The following is a 15,675-nucleotide window of genomic DNA, read 5'->3' on the forward strand; positions in this document are numbered from 1 at the left end:
GGTACGGTCCGGTGCCTTGGCGCCGGACCGCTCCCGGACCGGCCCGCAGCCGTCTCCGTCTCGCCTATTCCATTGACCCGTTCGTGCATGCCGTGCGCATGCGTGGCCGGGTCATAGCCGTTTTATATTACTCCTAGTTATTAAAAGAGGATAAATCAGTCGTTCTCTTTAGAAAGCTGGCAATAGAAAATTACATGCCATGATTCATATTCAAAACCTATCCAAGACGTACGCCACGCCGCGCGGCCGTTTCGAGGCCTTGCGGGGGATCAATCTGCGCATCGAGCAGGGCGAGATCTTCGGCATCATCGGTCCCAGCGGGGCCGGTAAAAGTACGCTGGTTCAGTGCATCAACCTGCTCGAACGGCCCGATCAGGGCACGATCACCATCGGCGATCAGGTGCTCACCGGTTTGTCCGAGGCGCAGCTGCGCGCCCAGCGCCGCCGCATCGGCATGGTGTTCCAGGGTTTCAATCTGCTCGCGCGCCGCACGGTGTACGGCAACGTCGCGCTCCCGCTGGAGATCGCGGGCGTGCCCAAGGCCGAGATCCCGGCTCGCGTCGAACGTCTGCTCGCCCTCGTGGGGCTGGAGCACCTGCGCGACCGTTATCCCAGCCAGATCAGCGGCGGCCAGAAGCAACGCGTAGGGATCGCGCGCGCCCTGGCCAACGACCCCGACGTGCTGCTGAGCGACGAGGCGACCTCGGCGCTCGATCCCGAAACCACCCACAACATCCTGGCCCTACTGCGCGACATCAATCGCAAGACCGGCGTCACCGTGGTCATGATCACGCACCAGATGGAAGTGGTGCGCGAAGTGTGCGATCGCGTGGCGGTGCTGTCGCAGGGCGAAGTCATCGAAGTGGGCCGCACGCAGGACGTCTTTGCCCAGCCGCGCCACGACGTGACGCGCGGCATGGTGTCGGCCGCCACCGCGTCCGACCTGACCGACGGCACGCTGACGGCGGTGCAGGCCCGCATCGCCGATCTCGCCGCCGCGCGTCCGGACCAGGCCGTGCGTTTGTGGCGCCTGAAGCTGTCGGGCAGCGATGCCACCGGCGCGGTGCTTTCCGACCTGTCGCGTCAGTACGCGCTCGACGTCAGCCTGGTGCAGGCCCGCATCGAAGACATCAAAGGCGTTGCCGTAGGCACGCTGTTCGTATTGGCGCAAGGCGCGCCGCAGGCGGTCAAGGACGCGCATGCCGCGCTGACCGCCCGAGATATCACCGTGGAAGAAATTGCTCATGAGCCCGCAACTGATCGACCTGCTTATCACGTCGCTGCTTGAAACCCTGCTGATGGTCGGCGTGGCCGGCGGGGTCGCGGTGCTGGTGGGTATTCCGCTGGGCGTGATCCTGATCGTGACCGCGCGCGGCGCGATGCTCGAGAACCTGGCCGTCAATAGCGTGCTCGGCGTGATCGTCAACGCCACCCGCTCGGTGCCGTTCGTGATCCTGATGGTCGCCATCATTCCGTTCACGCGCTGGATCGCGCAGACCTCGATCGGCACCACGGCCGCGATCGTGCCGCTGGCGGTGGCCGCGATTCCGTTCATGGCGCGCATCGCCGAGAACGCGATGCGCGAGATCGACCCCGGCCTCATCACCGCCGCCCGCGCCATGGGCGCCTCGCCGATGCAGATCATCGCCAAGGTGCTGTTGCCCGAAGCGCTGCCCGGTCTGGTGGCCGCCACCATCGTCACCATCGTGAGCTTGATCGGCTACTCGGCCATGGCCGGCGCGATCGGCGGCGGCGGTCTGGGCGACCTGGGCATCCGCTACGGCTATCAGCGCTTCCTGCCCGAAGTGATGCTGGCCGTGGTGGTCGTGCTGATCGCGCTGGTCCAGGCCGTGCAGAGTTTTGGCGACTGGCTCGTGCGCCGCATGTCGCATCGTTGATACCCGAATTTTTTACCGCAACACCCCTTCCTCCTTTGTCGGAACACACCGCATCATGAGCACCAAGTTTCTGAAGTCGCTGGCCGCGTTCGCCCTGGGCGCCGCCGTTTTCGCCCAGCCGGCCCTGGCGCAGGACAAGCCGCTGAAGATCGGCGTGACGGCCGGCCCGCACGCCCAAATCTTCGAAGTGGTCAAGCAGGAAGCAGCCAAGCAGGGCCTGAACCTGCAGGTCATCGAGTTCTCCGACTACGTTCAGCCCAACGTGGCGCTGGCCGCCGGCGACCTCGACCTGAACAGCTACCAGCACCAGCCCTACCTCGACAACGCCAACGCCGACCGCGGCTACAAGCTGGTCAGCGTGGGCAAGACCGTGATCTTCCCGATCGGCATCTACAGCAAGAAGGTCAAGAGCCTGGACGACCTGAAGAGCGGTGCGCGCATCGGTATCCCCAATGACCCGACCAACGGCGGCCGCGCGCTACTGCTGCTGCAAAGCAAGGGCCTGATCAAGCTGCGTCCGGAAGCCGGCCTGAAGGCGACGCCGATCGACGTGGTCGAGAACCCCAAGAAGCTGCGCTTCATCGAGCTGGACGCCGCCCAACTGCCGCGTTCGCTGGACGACACCGACGCATCGGCCGTGAACACCAACTTCGCGCTCGAAGCGGGCCTCGATCCCAAGAAGGACGCCATCACCCAGGAAGCGCCGGATTCGCCCTACGCGAACGTGCTGGTCGTGCGCGCCAAGGACAAGGATCGTGCCGACATCCAGAAGCTCGTGTCGGTCTATCACAGCGCGCCGGTGAAGGAATTCATCGCCACGAAGTACAAGGGCGCCGTGCTCGCCGCCTGGTAATCCAGCGCGACTGCGTTTTGCCTGAAGCTGAGGCCGTCCTTCGGGACGGCCTTTTTCTTGGCCGGTTCGGTGTCGCGAACCGGATGCGTGCCGGTCGCCTTGACCCGACCGGCATATTGAGCCATAATGTTTGGCTTAGGTTGGGTTGTTAGCTCAGTCGGTAGAGCAGCGGACTTTTAATCCGTTGGTCGCGAGTTCGAGTCTCGCACAACCCACCAAATCGAATGCGAAAAATCGCCGCTCCTTGTGAGCGGCGATTTTTTTTGCGCTGGCGTAGCAGGCGCGCCTCACAGGTAACGTCCGCGCGTCACGCGTAACGTCCACGCGTCACGCGTCACGCGTCACGCGTAACACGCGCGCGTCACGCGTAGCGTTCGCCCGCCACGATTTTTTCACGGCTCGGCCCCTTTCATCGCTGCTCGATGGAGCAGGGCGGGATGCTGGATTCGCTTGAACCGACATGCTCCCGATTCGTGCTTGTCGTCCAGGGAATCTATGTGCTGGACCATATCAATGGTCTCCCACCCGCTGCGAAGGCAATAGAGAGAACTACTCACTCTCACGCATTCCTGTTGCCGCCGCGCCGACAGTTGCGTCGCGCATCCACTCCAAGCGCATTGCCCATGTCAGTCCCATGATCGCGCCCGGAGGCTCCCGTCGCACGCGGACATCCGGCTCGACGGAGGCAGTCGATGCCGAGAAGGGCAAACCGCTTCTGGCGATGAAGAAGGGCCAGGCGGCCAGCGCAGCCTAGCAACTGCTGGAGGGTTCGGGGTGGGTGCGGGATTTGATGCGCGGCCGTCCCCTGCCACCAGCGCCCCGGGTCAACAGTGACGGCGAAGGGGGCAATAGTTCGAGGATGCCAGCCGGGTGCCCAACCCTTGGACAGGGGCGGTCTAGCAGGAAAGGAAAATGACCATTTTATATGGTCATTTTTTATGATAGAGTGACTATACGAATGACCAGTGAAGGGGCAGCGATGCAGAGCCGGCACGTTTCGAAAACCGAGTTCAAGGCGCGCGCGCTTGAGCTATTCCGCCAGGTCGAAGCAACGGGGGAGTCCATTGTGGTGACCGACCATGGCAAGCCTGCGCTCGAAATCCGGCCCTATCGGGAGGCGGCGAAGCGTAATCCGCTCGATGTGCTGCGCGGCTCTGTCCTCCGCTTCGATGATCCCCTGTCGCCGGTGGGCGACGATGCATGGGAGGCAGCGCAGTGATCGCGTTGGACACGCATGTGCTGGTGTGGTGGGCGGCAGGTGACGAGCAATTGAGTCGTGCCGCGCGCGAAGCCATCGAGGCTGAGCTGCACGATGGAGAAATTCTGGTTTCGGCCATCAGCGCCTGGGAGATTGCCATGCTGGCCAAAACTGGCCGCTTGGCGTTGACAATGGATGCCCAAGCCTGGTTGGACACCGTTGCCGAAGTCCCGGCGATTCGCTTTGTGCCGGTAGATGTGCGCACCTCCGTCCATTCTGTTGACCTGCCTGGAGAGTTTCACAAGGACCCGGCTGATCGCCTCATCGTGGCCGTGGCACGGCATCATTCGGTGCCGTTAGTCTCTGCCGACATGAAGATTCGCGATTACCCCCACGTACAGACCATCTGGTGATGTGACCCATCCTGCCAAAGCAAAGGGCCACCCTGTCGGGTGGCCTTTGCTTTAGTGTCGGCGGCGGCCTAATGCGGCGGGCGAATCGCGCCGGCTGCGCCGGCGGGGCCGTCGTTTGGACGTTGTGAGCGTCCGCCCGGACGCTCACCGGGTGCCCTCAAGCCCCGGCCGCGTACCCGCGCCCGTTCCGTTGAAGCCCCCACACGGGACGCATCCTTTGGGTGCGGTCATCTCCCTGATTTTTTGGTTTTTCCTTGCGGAGGGCGGTTTTCTTTTGTCTGACAACGAAAAGCGCTCCAAAACAGAAGCTCGCGTAAGTGCGGGCTTGTGCTGGCATCCTCGCTGTATACAAACGTCGGATTTTACGGACATTTGCGCTGCGACTGCCCGGCTTGTGACGGCTGGCTTACCCGTTGTGACGCCTGGTCTACACGTTGTCTATGCAACGTGACAGCTCGTCGACAAGCATATGGACTTCGCTCGTACATGAACTCTCGTCGCACCAGGATACGTGACATTTCAGGCAGCCGTCCGGTCGAGCCAAATGTGTAGCCGCGACCTCATCCGCAGTAGCGGCGGTGCCCCCCATCCGCGTGAGAAATTTCTCGCCGTCCTACGCCCGACGGCAAACTTCAGAGGCAAGGGCTTGTGTGGTAGACGAAGGCTGCTCATTAGTCCGTGCTCGAACCAACCGCCAGCAGCTTGGCACTGACGCGCCTCCACGTGTCGCGTCTCGTGAAAAAGCGGGTGTCTTATCCTGGCCGAGCCGCGACTTCGTGCGGCAGATTTCGACCCAATGCAGTCGTTCGAGCAGCTCCTAGCAGTTTCTGCTGTGAAGTGACTGCTCCATCGCTTTTGCAAGCCGAGGTCACACTAACTCGCTCGGTGCGGTATTTTGGTTTCGCTATTCTTATGATGGTATAAACGGTGCACTTCATCGGCTCAGGGTGTGTCTGCTGTGTCGCAATTTACCTGCGCCCGTACGGACCAATGGGAGGATTCGCTATGACATTTATGAAAGGCCTGGACGATCTGCAGAGAACTTTAGCGGATGCGCAGAAAGCGCTTGAGACAGTAAGCGGCGAGCTCGGAACTTTGTCCTTTAACCCAGAGGATCCAGAGAGCGTCGAGGCGGCGATTGCTAAGTCCGAACGGTTGGTTGATGAACGACTGGGCGAATACGCGAACAACTCGATCGTCGGTCCGCTGATAGTTCAGATGAAGGATTCGTTCAGGACTGCCGTGATCGAGAAGGCAGCCGAGGCGCGGCTGAAGGGAGAAGCGTCAGATGGCGAATAGAGAGGTCCTGTTTAAACGGATCAACAATGCCCTGTTCGATATGCAAGCGGCGACGTCGCAGACCTTTGGACAGCATTTCCTGACCTTTGCCCGACTTCTTGCGGATTCGTCACTACAGGACTTCAATCAAAAGCTGACAGTCAATCTGGATGTGGAACGTTTCTTGGAAGCCAGTTCTAGGTCACAAGGCAGCATGGTGGGTTCCGCTCGTCTCGCATGGCCTGAAAGCGCGGACGATGTGCTGGGGCTGCAGTGGCTACTGGTTCAAAAGTTCGCGCGTGAACCGGGAGGGTTGTTAGATTTTGCGCACACATACTACACTGTGGGGCGCAACCTCACTGGTGAGCTGCATAGCCTCACACGTCAGTTACTTATCCCGTTTGCCCGCGACTACAAGGACTACGTGATGGCCATGGAGCAATCGCATGTGGCAGCTTCCGTGAGCAGCACCGGAGACAGCATCGGAAGCGCCCCAGCACAAATCACTTACCACATCAATGGAAATAACGTTCGCGTCAACAATCACTCAGTCGACAAATCGACGAATATCATAAACGTCGGCGCTGACTTTCGCGAATACATCGACGGCCTACGCCAAGTCATTCAGAGCCTGACTGATGCCCAACAAAAGCAGGGAGCGATGGAAATTGTCAATGCTGTAGAAGCGCAGCTTGCATCGCCGAAGCCCAGCAAGACGGTGGTATCAACTTTGTTGAATGCATTGCCTCACGTGGCAAGCATTGCCACGCTAGCATCCGCGATTATCTCAGGACTCTAATCGATGTCCAGAACAATGGTGCCAGACTACCTTTTCGCTGTTCGCTGAGCCTCCCACGCAGCCGCATAGCACAGGAAAGGCAGTCTGACACCAATTCTTCCACAGTATGCCAGGCGCAACTTACCCGGGTCGTCGAGTACGATTGCGACGCTCGGTTGTGCCCGCGTACCAGTCGGCTTTCTCCTGACGCTGCCGCCACTTAGGTGTTACGCTCGTTTCCTGCTTAAGGGACACGCCACAAGTAAGTTTGCTCGCCACCTAGTAGCACCGGCTGTGTTTAATCGCGAAACTGCAGCGCTTAGACTTCACACTCTGCCCGGGTATGGAGAACTTCTTGTCTTGATTCATCGGAGGGCGGCTGCAGTAGTTTCCAATTGTCTTCATGAGACCGTACCCGCGAGTTCATGGCCTTCTGACTCATCGTTAGAGTTCGCTTGCCGCCGGACCTCTTCTCATTTGAAGCGGAAAGGAGCGCATCAAGCTCCGCGTGCTCGAAGACAAAAAATCGGCTTCGCGGATTTTTCCTATCGAGCAGCACGACAATAAGGTAGTCGAAGCCCCCTGAGAAATTCCCGTTAACTGCTTGTTGTTTCGGCCAATCGATGGTTTTGACTTGAACACGCCTTGTGCTTTCGTTCGTGACGATCACCACATCCCAGCCCTTCTGCGTTTCGCCGTGCGCTAAATAAGCTTCAATGTTCCTTTTCAGAAGTTCGCCAAGAACGAGGTGTTCACCAATGGCGGCGGAGATCGAGCGGTTACTATTCATTGGGCTAAGAGGTTAAGGCAGAAATGCGCTGCGTCATGAAGATCAGTCAACAACTTCGCAGCGTCTGGGTGGACGGCCGCTCCTAGGAGCTCTGTTTGACGAGGCGACGGACCGCTGTCGACCCAGAGCGGACGCTGGGCGCCACTCGCAAAAGCGGTTATTGAGCGGAAGAGGCATTAACAAGTGATGCTTCCGGCCTATAGCTGTCGTTCGTGCCGAGCGGCTGCTTCAGGCCGCAGCTGTATCCGCTCCCAGTTCGATTGGCGCCGCTATGCGCAGATCGTAGATGCGCACCATTTTTCCGACAATTTCGTGCCGCAACACTCGTTCTTCCTTGATCGCAGACTTTTCAGGAAACTCTGCAAACCGATCATTGCTGAGAATAAACGTGGAAGGATCCTCACCAGCAACGTCCAAGATAAGTTCATCGGCTTTGCGCTTGCTTGCAACGGTGTGCACCCGGGTAGCCTCCGGAAAGGCAGCAACAATATCTTTGTCGTTTAACTTCAGCTTGCGGCGGATGCTGGCATCAAAAATGAGCGTCACCGTGTAATCTTCGGCGAGAATGGGGATGATCGCTTTTAGCGGGGCCAGACCAACGAGCTCCTTCCCCTCGTAGCACAGGTTGCTGCCGTCGATGACGATGTTCCGAACATCTCGGCTGGCGATTTTGACAAGTTCGGCTATCCGAGCGCGAAGCTTCTCAATGTTGGCATCAACACGACGTAGGGCTTTGCGGCTCTCCTGCATGACTGCCCCTGGACTCTCGTCTCCCAATGAACTGCCGCATTCTAAATGTATCTGCCGCTTTTCATAGCCGTTCGAGGCTTTGTTGAGTTTTCTATCGAAGATCTCCGCGAGATCGATCCGGGTCAGCAGCCGGGCGCGCTGCGCGTCTTCGTCGTACAACCTTAGCTGTGGCTCCTTTAGTGTCTTGTCCAATTTTTCGCTGCGATGACGTAAGGCGGTCAACTGAGGGGCAATCCGATCCAAGGTTGCTTGAAGCGCGGCGATTGCCGACTGCGCAAGCAAGGGGTCGAAGATGCGCGCCCTTTCAATCTCATCTTGGATCGCGCGGCCGTCTTCGACTGCCTGCGAGATGACCGTTTCCAAACGCGCAGCCGACTTCTGCCCTTCGGCCAGCTTTTGTTGCATGGAGGCGAGTTGCCTCTTTGCGACGGCACGTTGCGATGAGAACCAGTGGCGCGGGTCGATTCCCATGCCTGCCTCTGCCTCCAGGCGGTGCACCGATGTCTCCAGGTCGCCAATGTCTTGGCGCATGAGTCCGAGGCGCGCTTGGCTTTCTTCTTTCATTCGTTGGGCGCGCATAAGCTCGCTACTGGCACATTCGAGGTCGACGCCCGTGAACCAAGAGAGCTCTGTCTTCCAGCGACCCAATTCGTCCCTGGCTGCCTCATAGTTACGCTCTAGCGCTACGATTTCTGCGATAAATGGATTGCTATTCATTATTTTCTAAAGATTCTAGTGGGGAATGTGCCGCCGTATATCGGTACTTCAGGCTGAGACGTCCGCGTCGTTAGTTACTGACGTTCTGATCTTCAAAACTCTGGTGTGCCAGCAAAGCACCTATTGCCATTGCAATCGCGTAGGAAGCAAAAACGCGCAGAGGTGTAGAGACGATGATCAACATGATGTGCGTTCCTGTCTCAGTTTTCTTGAGTGAGGGCCAGGTGCTGTTGGGTGAGGGGGCTGCCACATTCGCCGCAGAACTTCTTGCCGATTTGGACAGTTGCCGAGCAGGTCGGACAACTGCGATATGCGTCCTTTTGGCGCATGTAGGCGATTTGAACAACGCAGGGCACCGTCACGCGGTAAGCCGGGCTGCCAAGATCGAACAAGGTCCAGATCGCGGTGATCGCCCAGCCGATCGGCCCGGCGAATACGCTGATACCGCGCATTAACCCGGCTGTGGCACCGAAGGCTAACCCTCGTCCTAGAATGGCCTTGGCAATGGCGTTGGCCACCACTGCTGCAAGCTTGAAGGCGCCGAAGCCGGAGGCCTTGATCGCAGCCTGTAGTGCCGCCATCACTGCTGGGCCGGCGCCTGGGACGTAGGTGCCACCGAATTCGGCGAACAGACGCTCTTTGTCCTGTTCGCTCATTTTGTCCAGCGACTGCTCCAGTATTGCCTCCAGGATGGCGATTTCAATCTGTGCGCAATCACTCTTGGACGAGTACCGGGCCCCGACATGACTCGCCACGTCGCAGAGCACTTCCTTGTAAGGTACGCCAGCGCCGCCTCGCATCAGATTAAAAAGCGAGTTGCCGCCAAAACGCTGTAGTTCTTCAGCTATTAAGGCTCGGCAAGCGTCGTCCACGTGTCCTGCCGATTTCGCGTCGACGAGCTTCTTGCTCGCTGCCGATGACAGCGAGATACGTCCTTCACCCTTGTCTGTAATGTGATCAATCAGTACGGCGAGGTCGTCGACGTCGGCGCCGTCCAGCACCTGCGCGAGATCTGGATCGGATATTAGGGAAGTCATAAGAGAGGTCCGAATTGTCTAGGAGTTAAGTTGACTCGCTGGGATTGAACGGCGTCATTTCGTTGGCCAGAGCTGCCGACAGCGCAGTCAGGTCAGCAAACTGTCGACGATCTCCTCGCGCTGCCGGCTGGGCGAGCGCGGCCATCACAAGGCCGGTTCTGCGCCGCCGCTCGTTGCGGGCGTCGAGGCGCTGAATTTCCTGGGCGTCATAGGCCGCGCCAAGAGGAGGGTATTCAGGATGGACCTTGCAGCGTTTCAGAACCGATTCCGCCAACGCCGGCCCGCCGAGAGAGTCGGTTACTAGGCCGTGCGCAGCGGTCCGGTAGTCCGACAGGGCAGCAATGGCCTTTATCAGATCGCGCCAATCGTCAGGTGTCATCAGAAGGAACGCCAGTGGCACTCCCATCGTCTCTGCCAGCTTTTGGAGAGTCGACAGGTCCGGGTTACGTTGGATCGAATCGGTCATATCAAGGAGCGGTTTGAGTGTGGTCCGTGACATACCCGTGCGACGCATGACATCGATCTGACGAAGCTTGCTCGGCTTGCCATCACGATCAGGCCCGGCGACGCGGAGCGCCGCCGTAACGCTGAGAGCGAGTTGTTGCTTCGGTGTGTATTTCAGACCATCGAATGGCGGAGGTGCGGTCATATTGGTTGGTTACGTAATGTGACCGGCACAGATTATCGTCATTCGGGGGGCGCAGAGCGGATAAAACGATCGTGAACAGTCGCTTATTTGAAGAATTGGATCGTCTTCGATATGTTTCTGAGGAGTGCGCGCGAGCCTCGTACGGAAGGGTGCTAACTTTTAGGACAATCACCTACGCGCCAGAATGGGCCCACTCTCATGGAGAGTACGAACGAGTGCTTCTGGCCGCACTCCTACCGATGAGATGGTAATACCCCCAACCTCGGCACGCGGCTTACGTCATTTCGCGGGCACATTTACTTCATAGCTTTAAGCTAGCAAACTGTTGCGCCAACGTGCGTCGCCGGAACCCATCCGCCTATCGCACGCTTGATAGAACCGGAGAATCCGACCGTATCTGCGATCGAAGGCACTGTTGGTGCACCCCATTTGATATTGGAATAGCACGTTCGAGTAATTTCGAGTTTTCTTTATCGCCCTCGATCACCACCAGCTTGTCCTCACGTTGCACGCGACGAAAGCGGGCATTGTTCAGGTGCGATGAGATGGCTGGTGGCCACGGAAGGTCTGCGCTCATTGCATGAACAGCATCGACTGCGAACTAGTCGATTACACAGCATATACCTGTTGCGATGCCATCCCCCTGGAATCCCGCATAGAAAACAAGATAGTCGCCACGATTCAGGGTTAATAGTTGGGAGCGCTTTGGATGACTAGGCTCCCCATAGCTGTAGGTGACAAACTCCGGATCATGGTGAGCCGGCGCATCCAGGCCAATGGCTTGCGGGAGGAGGCCTCCCCGGCGCGATGGAATGTCGCCGAATCTAAGGGCATTGTGTACTGGCGCCCTTTCTGGAATGTGTACGTACTCAAAGCTGAGATCGCTTTCAAGGGGCGATAGCCGACCGCCGCATCCACGGTCGATTCCTACGCGCAGGAAGAGAATTTTCGCTTCTGGCATTTTGTTGAGAGGCGCTTTGGAGCACAATTAAACTGCTTCGTCTCGATTTTTCCTTTACCAAGCGCCGGCGAAGGGGGCGCGTCATGCGCAAGATGCAGGATAGCCATTAGTTCCGCATACAAATCTTCGAACACGCTGTCAGATGTGATGATGCGTCGATGTTTCAAGCATATGCCTATACAGCAAAGGGTAGTTCAACTGAAGCAAGGGGCCGCGCTCGTTGAGCAGAATGAAATGCTCAAAAGCCCATATCGCGTGACCATTGCGAATGGCGCCGTACGCTTTCCTGCCTATCCCAATCCAATTCACTTTCTTCGCTATTCCTTCGTCGCCAGGCAAAGTGCTTGCTCCTCCAATACCAATTACGTGGTTGAAGTTCCAGTCTCGTACCGATCCCATGCAGTTATTGCATCCAAAGAGGCCACTTTCGTTGGGATCACCCGTATGGGTTCTTTTGTAAATGAGAATTCTTGGTCTACTCTCGGGCATCGCTTTGTCTCAATAGAGTGTCGCAGCGGCCATCACGTAAATCGCCGCAATCGTGGAAATCAGGGTACGTGCCAGATTGTCGCCAATCGGGGCTTGTCGGTCCAACGACCACTTCTGGCCGGAAGCGGTAGCCCATCGCTGGCCTAGGTCGCCTACGGACTAGCCTGCAATGGCCGAGCCAGCGAACATCCTCCTCGATGGCCTTTGTGAACCGGATTTCCACTAACTCCGACTCGTGCGTCCTACGTTGTGGAGATTTCCATGGCAGCTGGCGCCTTTTGAGAACGCCACGGGCGGCTGGCTTCCAATCCGATGTCCAAGGCCGCAGTTTTTTCTTCGAGCCGATCTACAACGCCCGCCAACTCAGTGGCGTCGTTCGTGAAGATCTCCGTCTGGTGACGGGCGCGAGAGATCGCCACGTAGTAGACGTCCCGCTGCGTGGTCCGGCTGAAGCTCTCCGCGTTGATGAGTGCGCGATCGCACGTGAGCCCTTGGGCGCTATGACTGGTCGTGGCATATGCGCGATCCAGGTGTAGCGGGCCAGTGGCAGCGTCCAGCGTGAGCCGGCGGCCGCCGCCACCGATGGTGACGGTCGTGGGGGCTACCTCCAGCACCTCGAATCGGCCACCGTTGACCAGGTCCAGCTTGGCGTTGTTCCGGGTCACTCGCACCCAGTCGCCTGCAGACAGCTCCGCCGGGACTGGCTCGTATACGGAAAGCTTGGCAGCACGTGCAGGATTGAACTGTGTGCGTTCCCCGGTTACGACGTGTTCCACGACCAGATCATTGGGCTTATCGGGCGCTGTGCCGATGACGCGGTACATCTCGGTCTGGCGTAGTTTGCCGGTCTTGTAGTCGCGCTCGGGTTGGAGGATGTCGCCGGCGCTGTAGTACTTCGCGACCCGCCGTTCCGCCTGTGTCGTGTCGCGACGGGTAAGCAGACTGAAGTCGAATCCACGGCCGGACAGGCCCAGCGCCTGGTGCGTTGCTTCGTTCAGTGCCTTGCGCGAATCGTTCGTGCCGGTGACGTTCAGCGTTTCACGCCTCTCATCCGCTTCGAGGTTGGCGTACTTGGAAGCGATGGCGTCGTAGCGGGCGCCGTTGTCGTCGATGGAGTGGACGGCCTTGAGCTTTCCATCCAGCAAGGCGAGAAATGCGGATGCGTGGCCCGCCGCGGCAAGTTCTACGGCAGCTTTCAGTTCTGGCGACTTCTGACGGATGATGTCTCCCATAAGCGAGGTCTCCATGCCGGCTGCCTGCAACTGGTGAAAGGTTCGGCCCGCTTCAATCGCCTTGGTCTGGCCCCTGTCGCCGAGCACCACACGGGCACCGTCCACCTCGGCCATTTTCATCAGGCGTTCCATGATCCGGGCAGGGACCACGCCGCCTCGTCGATGACGAGAACCGTCTTCTCGTCCAACTTGAAGCGGTTCTTCTGGCGCGCTTCGAGGACGGAGGGCGCTGCACGAGCCTCCATGTTCAGCTCTCGTAGCGCCTCGATCTGCTTGCCATACGACGCGACCGCCTGAACGCGATAACCGGCCGCCTCTGCCGCCTCCTTGACCTGCGCCAGCATGTGAGACTTCCCACTGCAGGCCAATCTCTGGACGCCGACAAAGCGATGCGCGCGTCACGATTTTTTCACGGCTTGGTCCCTATCATCGCTGCTCGATGGAGCAGGGCGGAATAGTGGATTCGCTTGAACCGACATGCTCCGGATTCGTGCGTGTCGTCCAGGGAGTCTATGTCGAAGTCCATCACCGGCGGGTTCGTGGCCCGCAATCCGGCCATTTACCTATCCGGCGGCATCGGGGATGGCGTGCTCAATATGGTGTTTGCCCGGGCGCTGGCCGAGCAGGCCGGGGCGCCCGTCACGCTGCTCATGACGCAGGGCGAATCGGCCCTGGATCTGTTTCGATCGCAGCCTTACGTGAAGCGCGTGGTTTCGCTGCAGGAACTCGAACGCACGCGCGGCTGGCAGCGCATCAGGCGTCTGCGTGATGCGCTGCGCGCCGAGGCTTTCGACGCGCTGTTTCTTTTTACCTTCCGACCTTATGTGGCGCTGGCCGCAAGCCTGGCGGGCATTCCGTGCCGGGCGGGTTTCGTGCGCCAGCATCAGCCGCACTTCGCGCCGCTCTTCACACATCGAGCCTGGGTGCGGCGCAAGGGCACGCCGCATCCGGACACGCACGCGTGGCTTCCGCGCGTGCTTGACGAGGCGGGTTGCCGGTTCGAGCCGCGCTACCCGTCCATGGAGATATCCGCCCCGGCCCGCGCGGCCGCGGCCGACCTGAGCGCCGCGTTGCCGCGCATGGTCGGGTTCGGTCTGAACGCGTCGGCGCCCCGGCGCCGTTACAGCGCGCAGGCCTACGCGGAGGTGGCGCGGCAATTGCATGCGCGCGATCCAGGGCTGGGGTTTCTGCTTTGCGGCGGGGCCGATGTGCGGCACATCGGGCAGGAGATCCGCGCGACATTGCCCGCCGGGATTCCGGTGCTGGATACGACCGAGCTGGACACCGCCATCTGCGTCAGCCAGGCACTGATCGCGCGTTGCCTGGCCTTCGCCTCCAACGACAGCATGGGGCTGCACATCGCGGTGGCCCACGGTGTGCCCACCATCGGGCTGTTCGGCAGCAGCCCGCCCATGCATTACGCGCCGTGCCTGCACGCGCTGGCGCCGGCGCAGGGGGCGGGGATGGACGCCATCGCGCCGGCCGATGTGGCGAACGCGGTATGGAGCCGCCTGCCGGGATAGGGCTCCTATAGAATGGGGTACATCCCGACGCACTGGCTGATGCCCCCATGCCGCCCACCGAACCGGACCGTTCCAATGTCGTGAACCTCGACCGCCGCGCGCGCAAGAAGCGGCGACCGGTGCCGGCGATCGTGGTGGCCGGGGTGGTGCTGGTGGTCATCGTGCTGACCTTCCTGGTGGTCGACACCCTGCGCGAGACCACGCCGCAATGGCGCGAGCGCGTCAGCACGGCGTCGAATCAGCACAGCACGGTGTACCTGCCCGATGGATCGTTCATGGCTGTCAATGGCAACACGGAGCTGCTGGCCGAGGTGTTTCCGCGCAGACGCGAGATCGCGCTCACGCGCGGCGAGGTCTGGCTGCAGGTGAGCTACCAGTATTTGTCCACGTTCAGCGTCAAGACCGGCACTGAAGGCGTCGACATCGTGCCCGCCTCGGATTCCACGCCGGACCTCGCCTTCAACGTGCGCTACGTGCCGGGCACCGAGCTCGCCGTGCAGGTCGAGCGTGGGCCGGTGCGCGTGCGCACCCGCACCGCCGGCACGCGCGACTTCATCGAACTCAAGACCGGCGAGGCCATCAAGGTCGATCTCGAGATGCGCCGCCACAGCATCGGGCCCGTCGATCCCGACCACGTCGGAGCGTGGCGCGGCTAGGGTGATGCGCGGTCGCGATGGTGAAGACGACCAGGCGGACGAGTAAGCGCAGACGCGCACAATCGACCGGCGGCCGAGCGACCGGCGACCAGCGACCAGCGGCCAGCGACCAGCGGCCAGCGACCATCGACCAGCGACCAGCGACCGCCGACCGGCGACCATCGACCATCGACCATCGACCGGCGACCAGCGACCATCGACCAGCGACCAGCGACCAGCGACCATCGACCGGCGACCGGCGACCGGCGACCGGCGTCCGGCGACCGGCGACCAGCGACCAGCGATCAGCGACCGGCGACCATCGACCGGCGACCGGCGACCATCGACCGGCGACCGGCGACCATCGACCGGCGACCGGCGATCAGCGACCGGCGACCAGCGATCAGCGACCGGCGACCATCGACCATCGACCAGCGACCAGCGACTAGCGACTAGCGACTAGCGGCCAGCGAC

The 15,675-nt window shown here is 60.2% G+C and carries 14 protein-coding genes, 1 tRNA gene and 1 pseudogene; 10 read left to right on the forward strand and 6 right to left on the reverse strand.

The window, feature by feature from the left end; translation table 11 throughout:
* Nucleotides 1–199: 199 nt before the first annotated feature.
* The 8 genes from CEK29_RS03285 (at nt 200) to CEK29_RS03320 (ending at nt 6,439) form a co-directional block, all read left to right on the forward strand.
* Entirely contained in the window at nt 200–1,288 is a 1,089-nt protein-coding gene (locus CEK29_RS03285) for a methionine ABC transporter ATP-binding protein (RefSeq protein ID WP_094803145.1), read from the forward strand.
* On the forward strand, nt 1,245–1,898 hold the full coding sequence (locus CEK29_RS03290; protein WP_094803143.1) for a methionine ABC transporter permease: 654 nt from the start codon (nt 1,245–1,247) through the stop codon (nt 1,896–1,898). The genes CEK29_RS03285 and CEK29_RS03290 overlap by 44 nt, the downstream gene beginning before the upstream one ends.
* A 55-nt stretch (nt 1,899–1,953) precedes the next feature.
* A complete protein-coding gene (locus CEK29_RS03295; RefSeq protein ID WP_094803141.1) occupies nt 1,954–2,751 on the forward strand; it encodes a MetQ/NlpA family ABC transporter substrate-binding protein in 798 nt (265 codons plus the stop codon).
* 142 nt (nt 2,752–2,893) lie between these two features.
* Nucleotides 2,894–2,969, forward strand: a tRNA-Lys gene (locus CEK29_RS03300).
* A 761-nt stretch (nt 2,970–3,730) separates the two neighbouring features.
* On the forward strand, nt 3,731–3,970 hold the full coding sequence (locus CEK29_RS03305) for a type II toxin-antitoxin system Phd/YefM family antitoxin (protein WP_094857341.1): 240 nt from the start codon (nt 3,731–3,733) through the stop codon (nt 3,968–3,970).
* Nucleotides 3,967–4,362: a type II toxin-antitoxin system VapC family toxin gene (locus tag CEK29_RS03310; RefSeq protein ID WP_094857342.1), complete on the forward strand. Its 396-nt coding sequence runs from the start codon at nt 3,967–3,969 to the stop codon at nt 4,360–4,362. The genes CEK29_RS03305 and CEK29_RS03310 overlap by 4 nt, the downstream gene beginning before the upstream one ends.
* A 1,005-nt stretch (nt 4,363–5,367) precedes the next feature.
* On the forward strand, nt 5,368–5,661 hold the full coding sequence (locus CEK29_RS03315; RefSeq protein ID WP_094857286.1) for a hypothetical protein: 294 nt from the start codon (nt 5,368–5,370) through the stop codon (nt 5,659–5,661).
* Nucleotides 5,651–6,439: a hypothetical protein gene (locus tag CEK29_RS03320; RefSeq protein WP_094857287.1), complete on the forward strand. Its 789-nt coding sequence runs from the start codon at nt 5,651–5,653 to the stop codon at nt 6,437–6,439. Before CEK29_RS03315 ends, CEK29_RS03320 begins: the two co-directional genes overlap by 11 nt.
* Before the next feature lie 298 nt (nt 6,440–6,737).
* On the opposite strand, the gene CEK29_RS23395 is transcribed toward CEK29_RS03320, so the two are convergent.
* The 6 genes and pseudogenes from CEK29_RS23395 to CEK29_RS03340 form a co-directional block, all read right to left on the reverse strand.
* Nucleotides 6,738–7,208, reverse strand: a complete 471-nt coding sequence (locus CEK29_RS23395; protein ID WP_141218292.1) for a hypothetical protein — start codon at nt 7,206–7,208, stop codon at nt 6,738–6,740.
* Nucleotides 7,209–7,436: 228 nt separating this feature from the next.
* The gene (locus CEK29_RS03325; protein WP_094857288.1) at nt 7,437–8,675 is read right to left on the reverse strand and encodes an NYN domain-containing protein; all 1,239 of its coding nucleotides are present in this window, start codon (nt 8,673–8,675) and stop codon (nt 7,437–7,439) included.
* A 200-nt stretch (nt 8,676–8,875) separates the two neighbouring features.
* Entirely contained in the window at nt 8,876–9,712 is an 837-nt protein-coding gene (locus CEK29_RS03330) for a ubiquinol-cytochrome C chaperone family protein (RefSeq protein ID WP_094857289.1), read from the reverse strand.
* A gap of 25 nt (nt 9,713–9,737) precedes the next feature.
* Nucleotides 9,738–10,361: a helix-turn-helix domain-containing protein gene (locus CEK29_RS03335; protein ID WP_094857290.1), complete on the reverse strand. Its 624-nt coding sequence runs from the start codon at nt 10,359–10,361 to the stop codon at nt 9,738–9,740.
* A gap of 601 nt (nt 10,362–10,962) precedes the next feature.
* A complete protein-coding gene (locus tag CEK29_RS24170) occupies nt 10,963–11,322 on the reverse strand; it encodes a hypothetical protein (protein ID WP_369597727.1) in 360 nt (119 codons plus the stop codon).
* A 731-nt stretch (nt 11,323–12,053) separates the two neighbouring features.
* Nucleotides 12,054–13,387: pseudogene (locus CEK29_RS03340) on the reverse strand (AAA family ATPase).
* Nucleotides 13,388–13,555: 168 nt separating this feature from the next.
* Here CEK29_RS03340 and CEK29_RS03350 point away from each other — a divergent pair.
* Both CEK29_RS03350 and CEK29_RS03355 read left to right on the forward strand, forming a co-directional pair.
* Nucleotides 13,556–14,566, forward strand: a complete 1,011-nt coding sequence (locus tag CEK29_RS03350) for a glycosyltransferase family 9 protein (protein WP_255176052.1) — start codon at nt 13,556–13,558, stop codon at nt 14,564–14,566.
* 47 nt (nt 14,567–14,613) lie between these two features.
* Nucleotides 14,614–15,222: a FecR domain-containing protein gene (locus CEK29_RS03355; RefSeq protein ID WP_094803094.1), complete on the forward strand. Its 609-nt coding sequence runs from the start codon at nt 14,614–14,616 to the stop codon at nt 15,220–15,222.
* The last annotated feature ends 453 nt before the right edge of the window (nt 15,223–15,675 follow it).

The sequence above is a fragment of the Bordetella genomosp. 5 genome (genome assembly GCF_002261475.1).
GTDB lineage: Bacteria > Pseudomonadota > Gammaproteobacteria > Burkholderiales > Burkholderiaceae_B > Bordetella.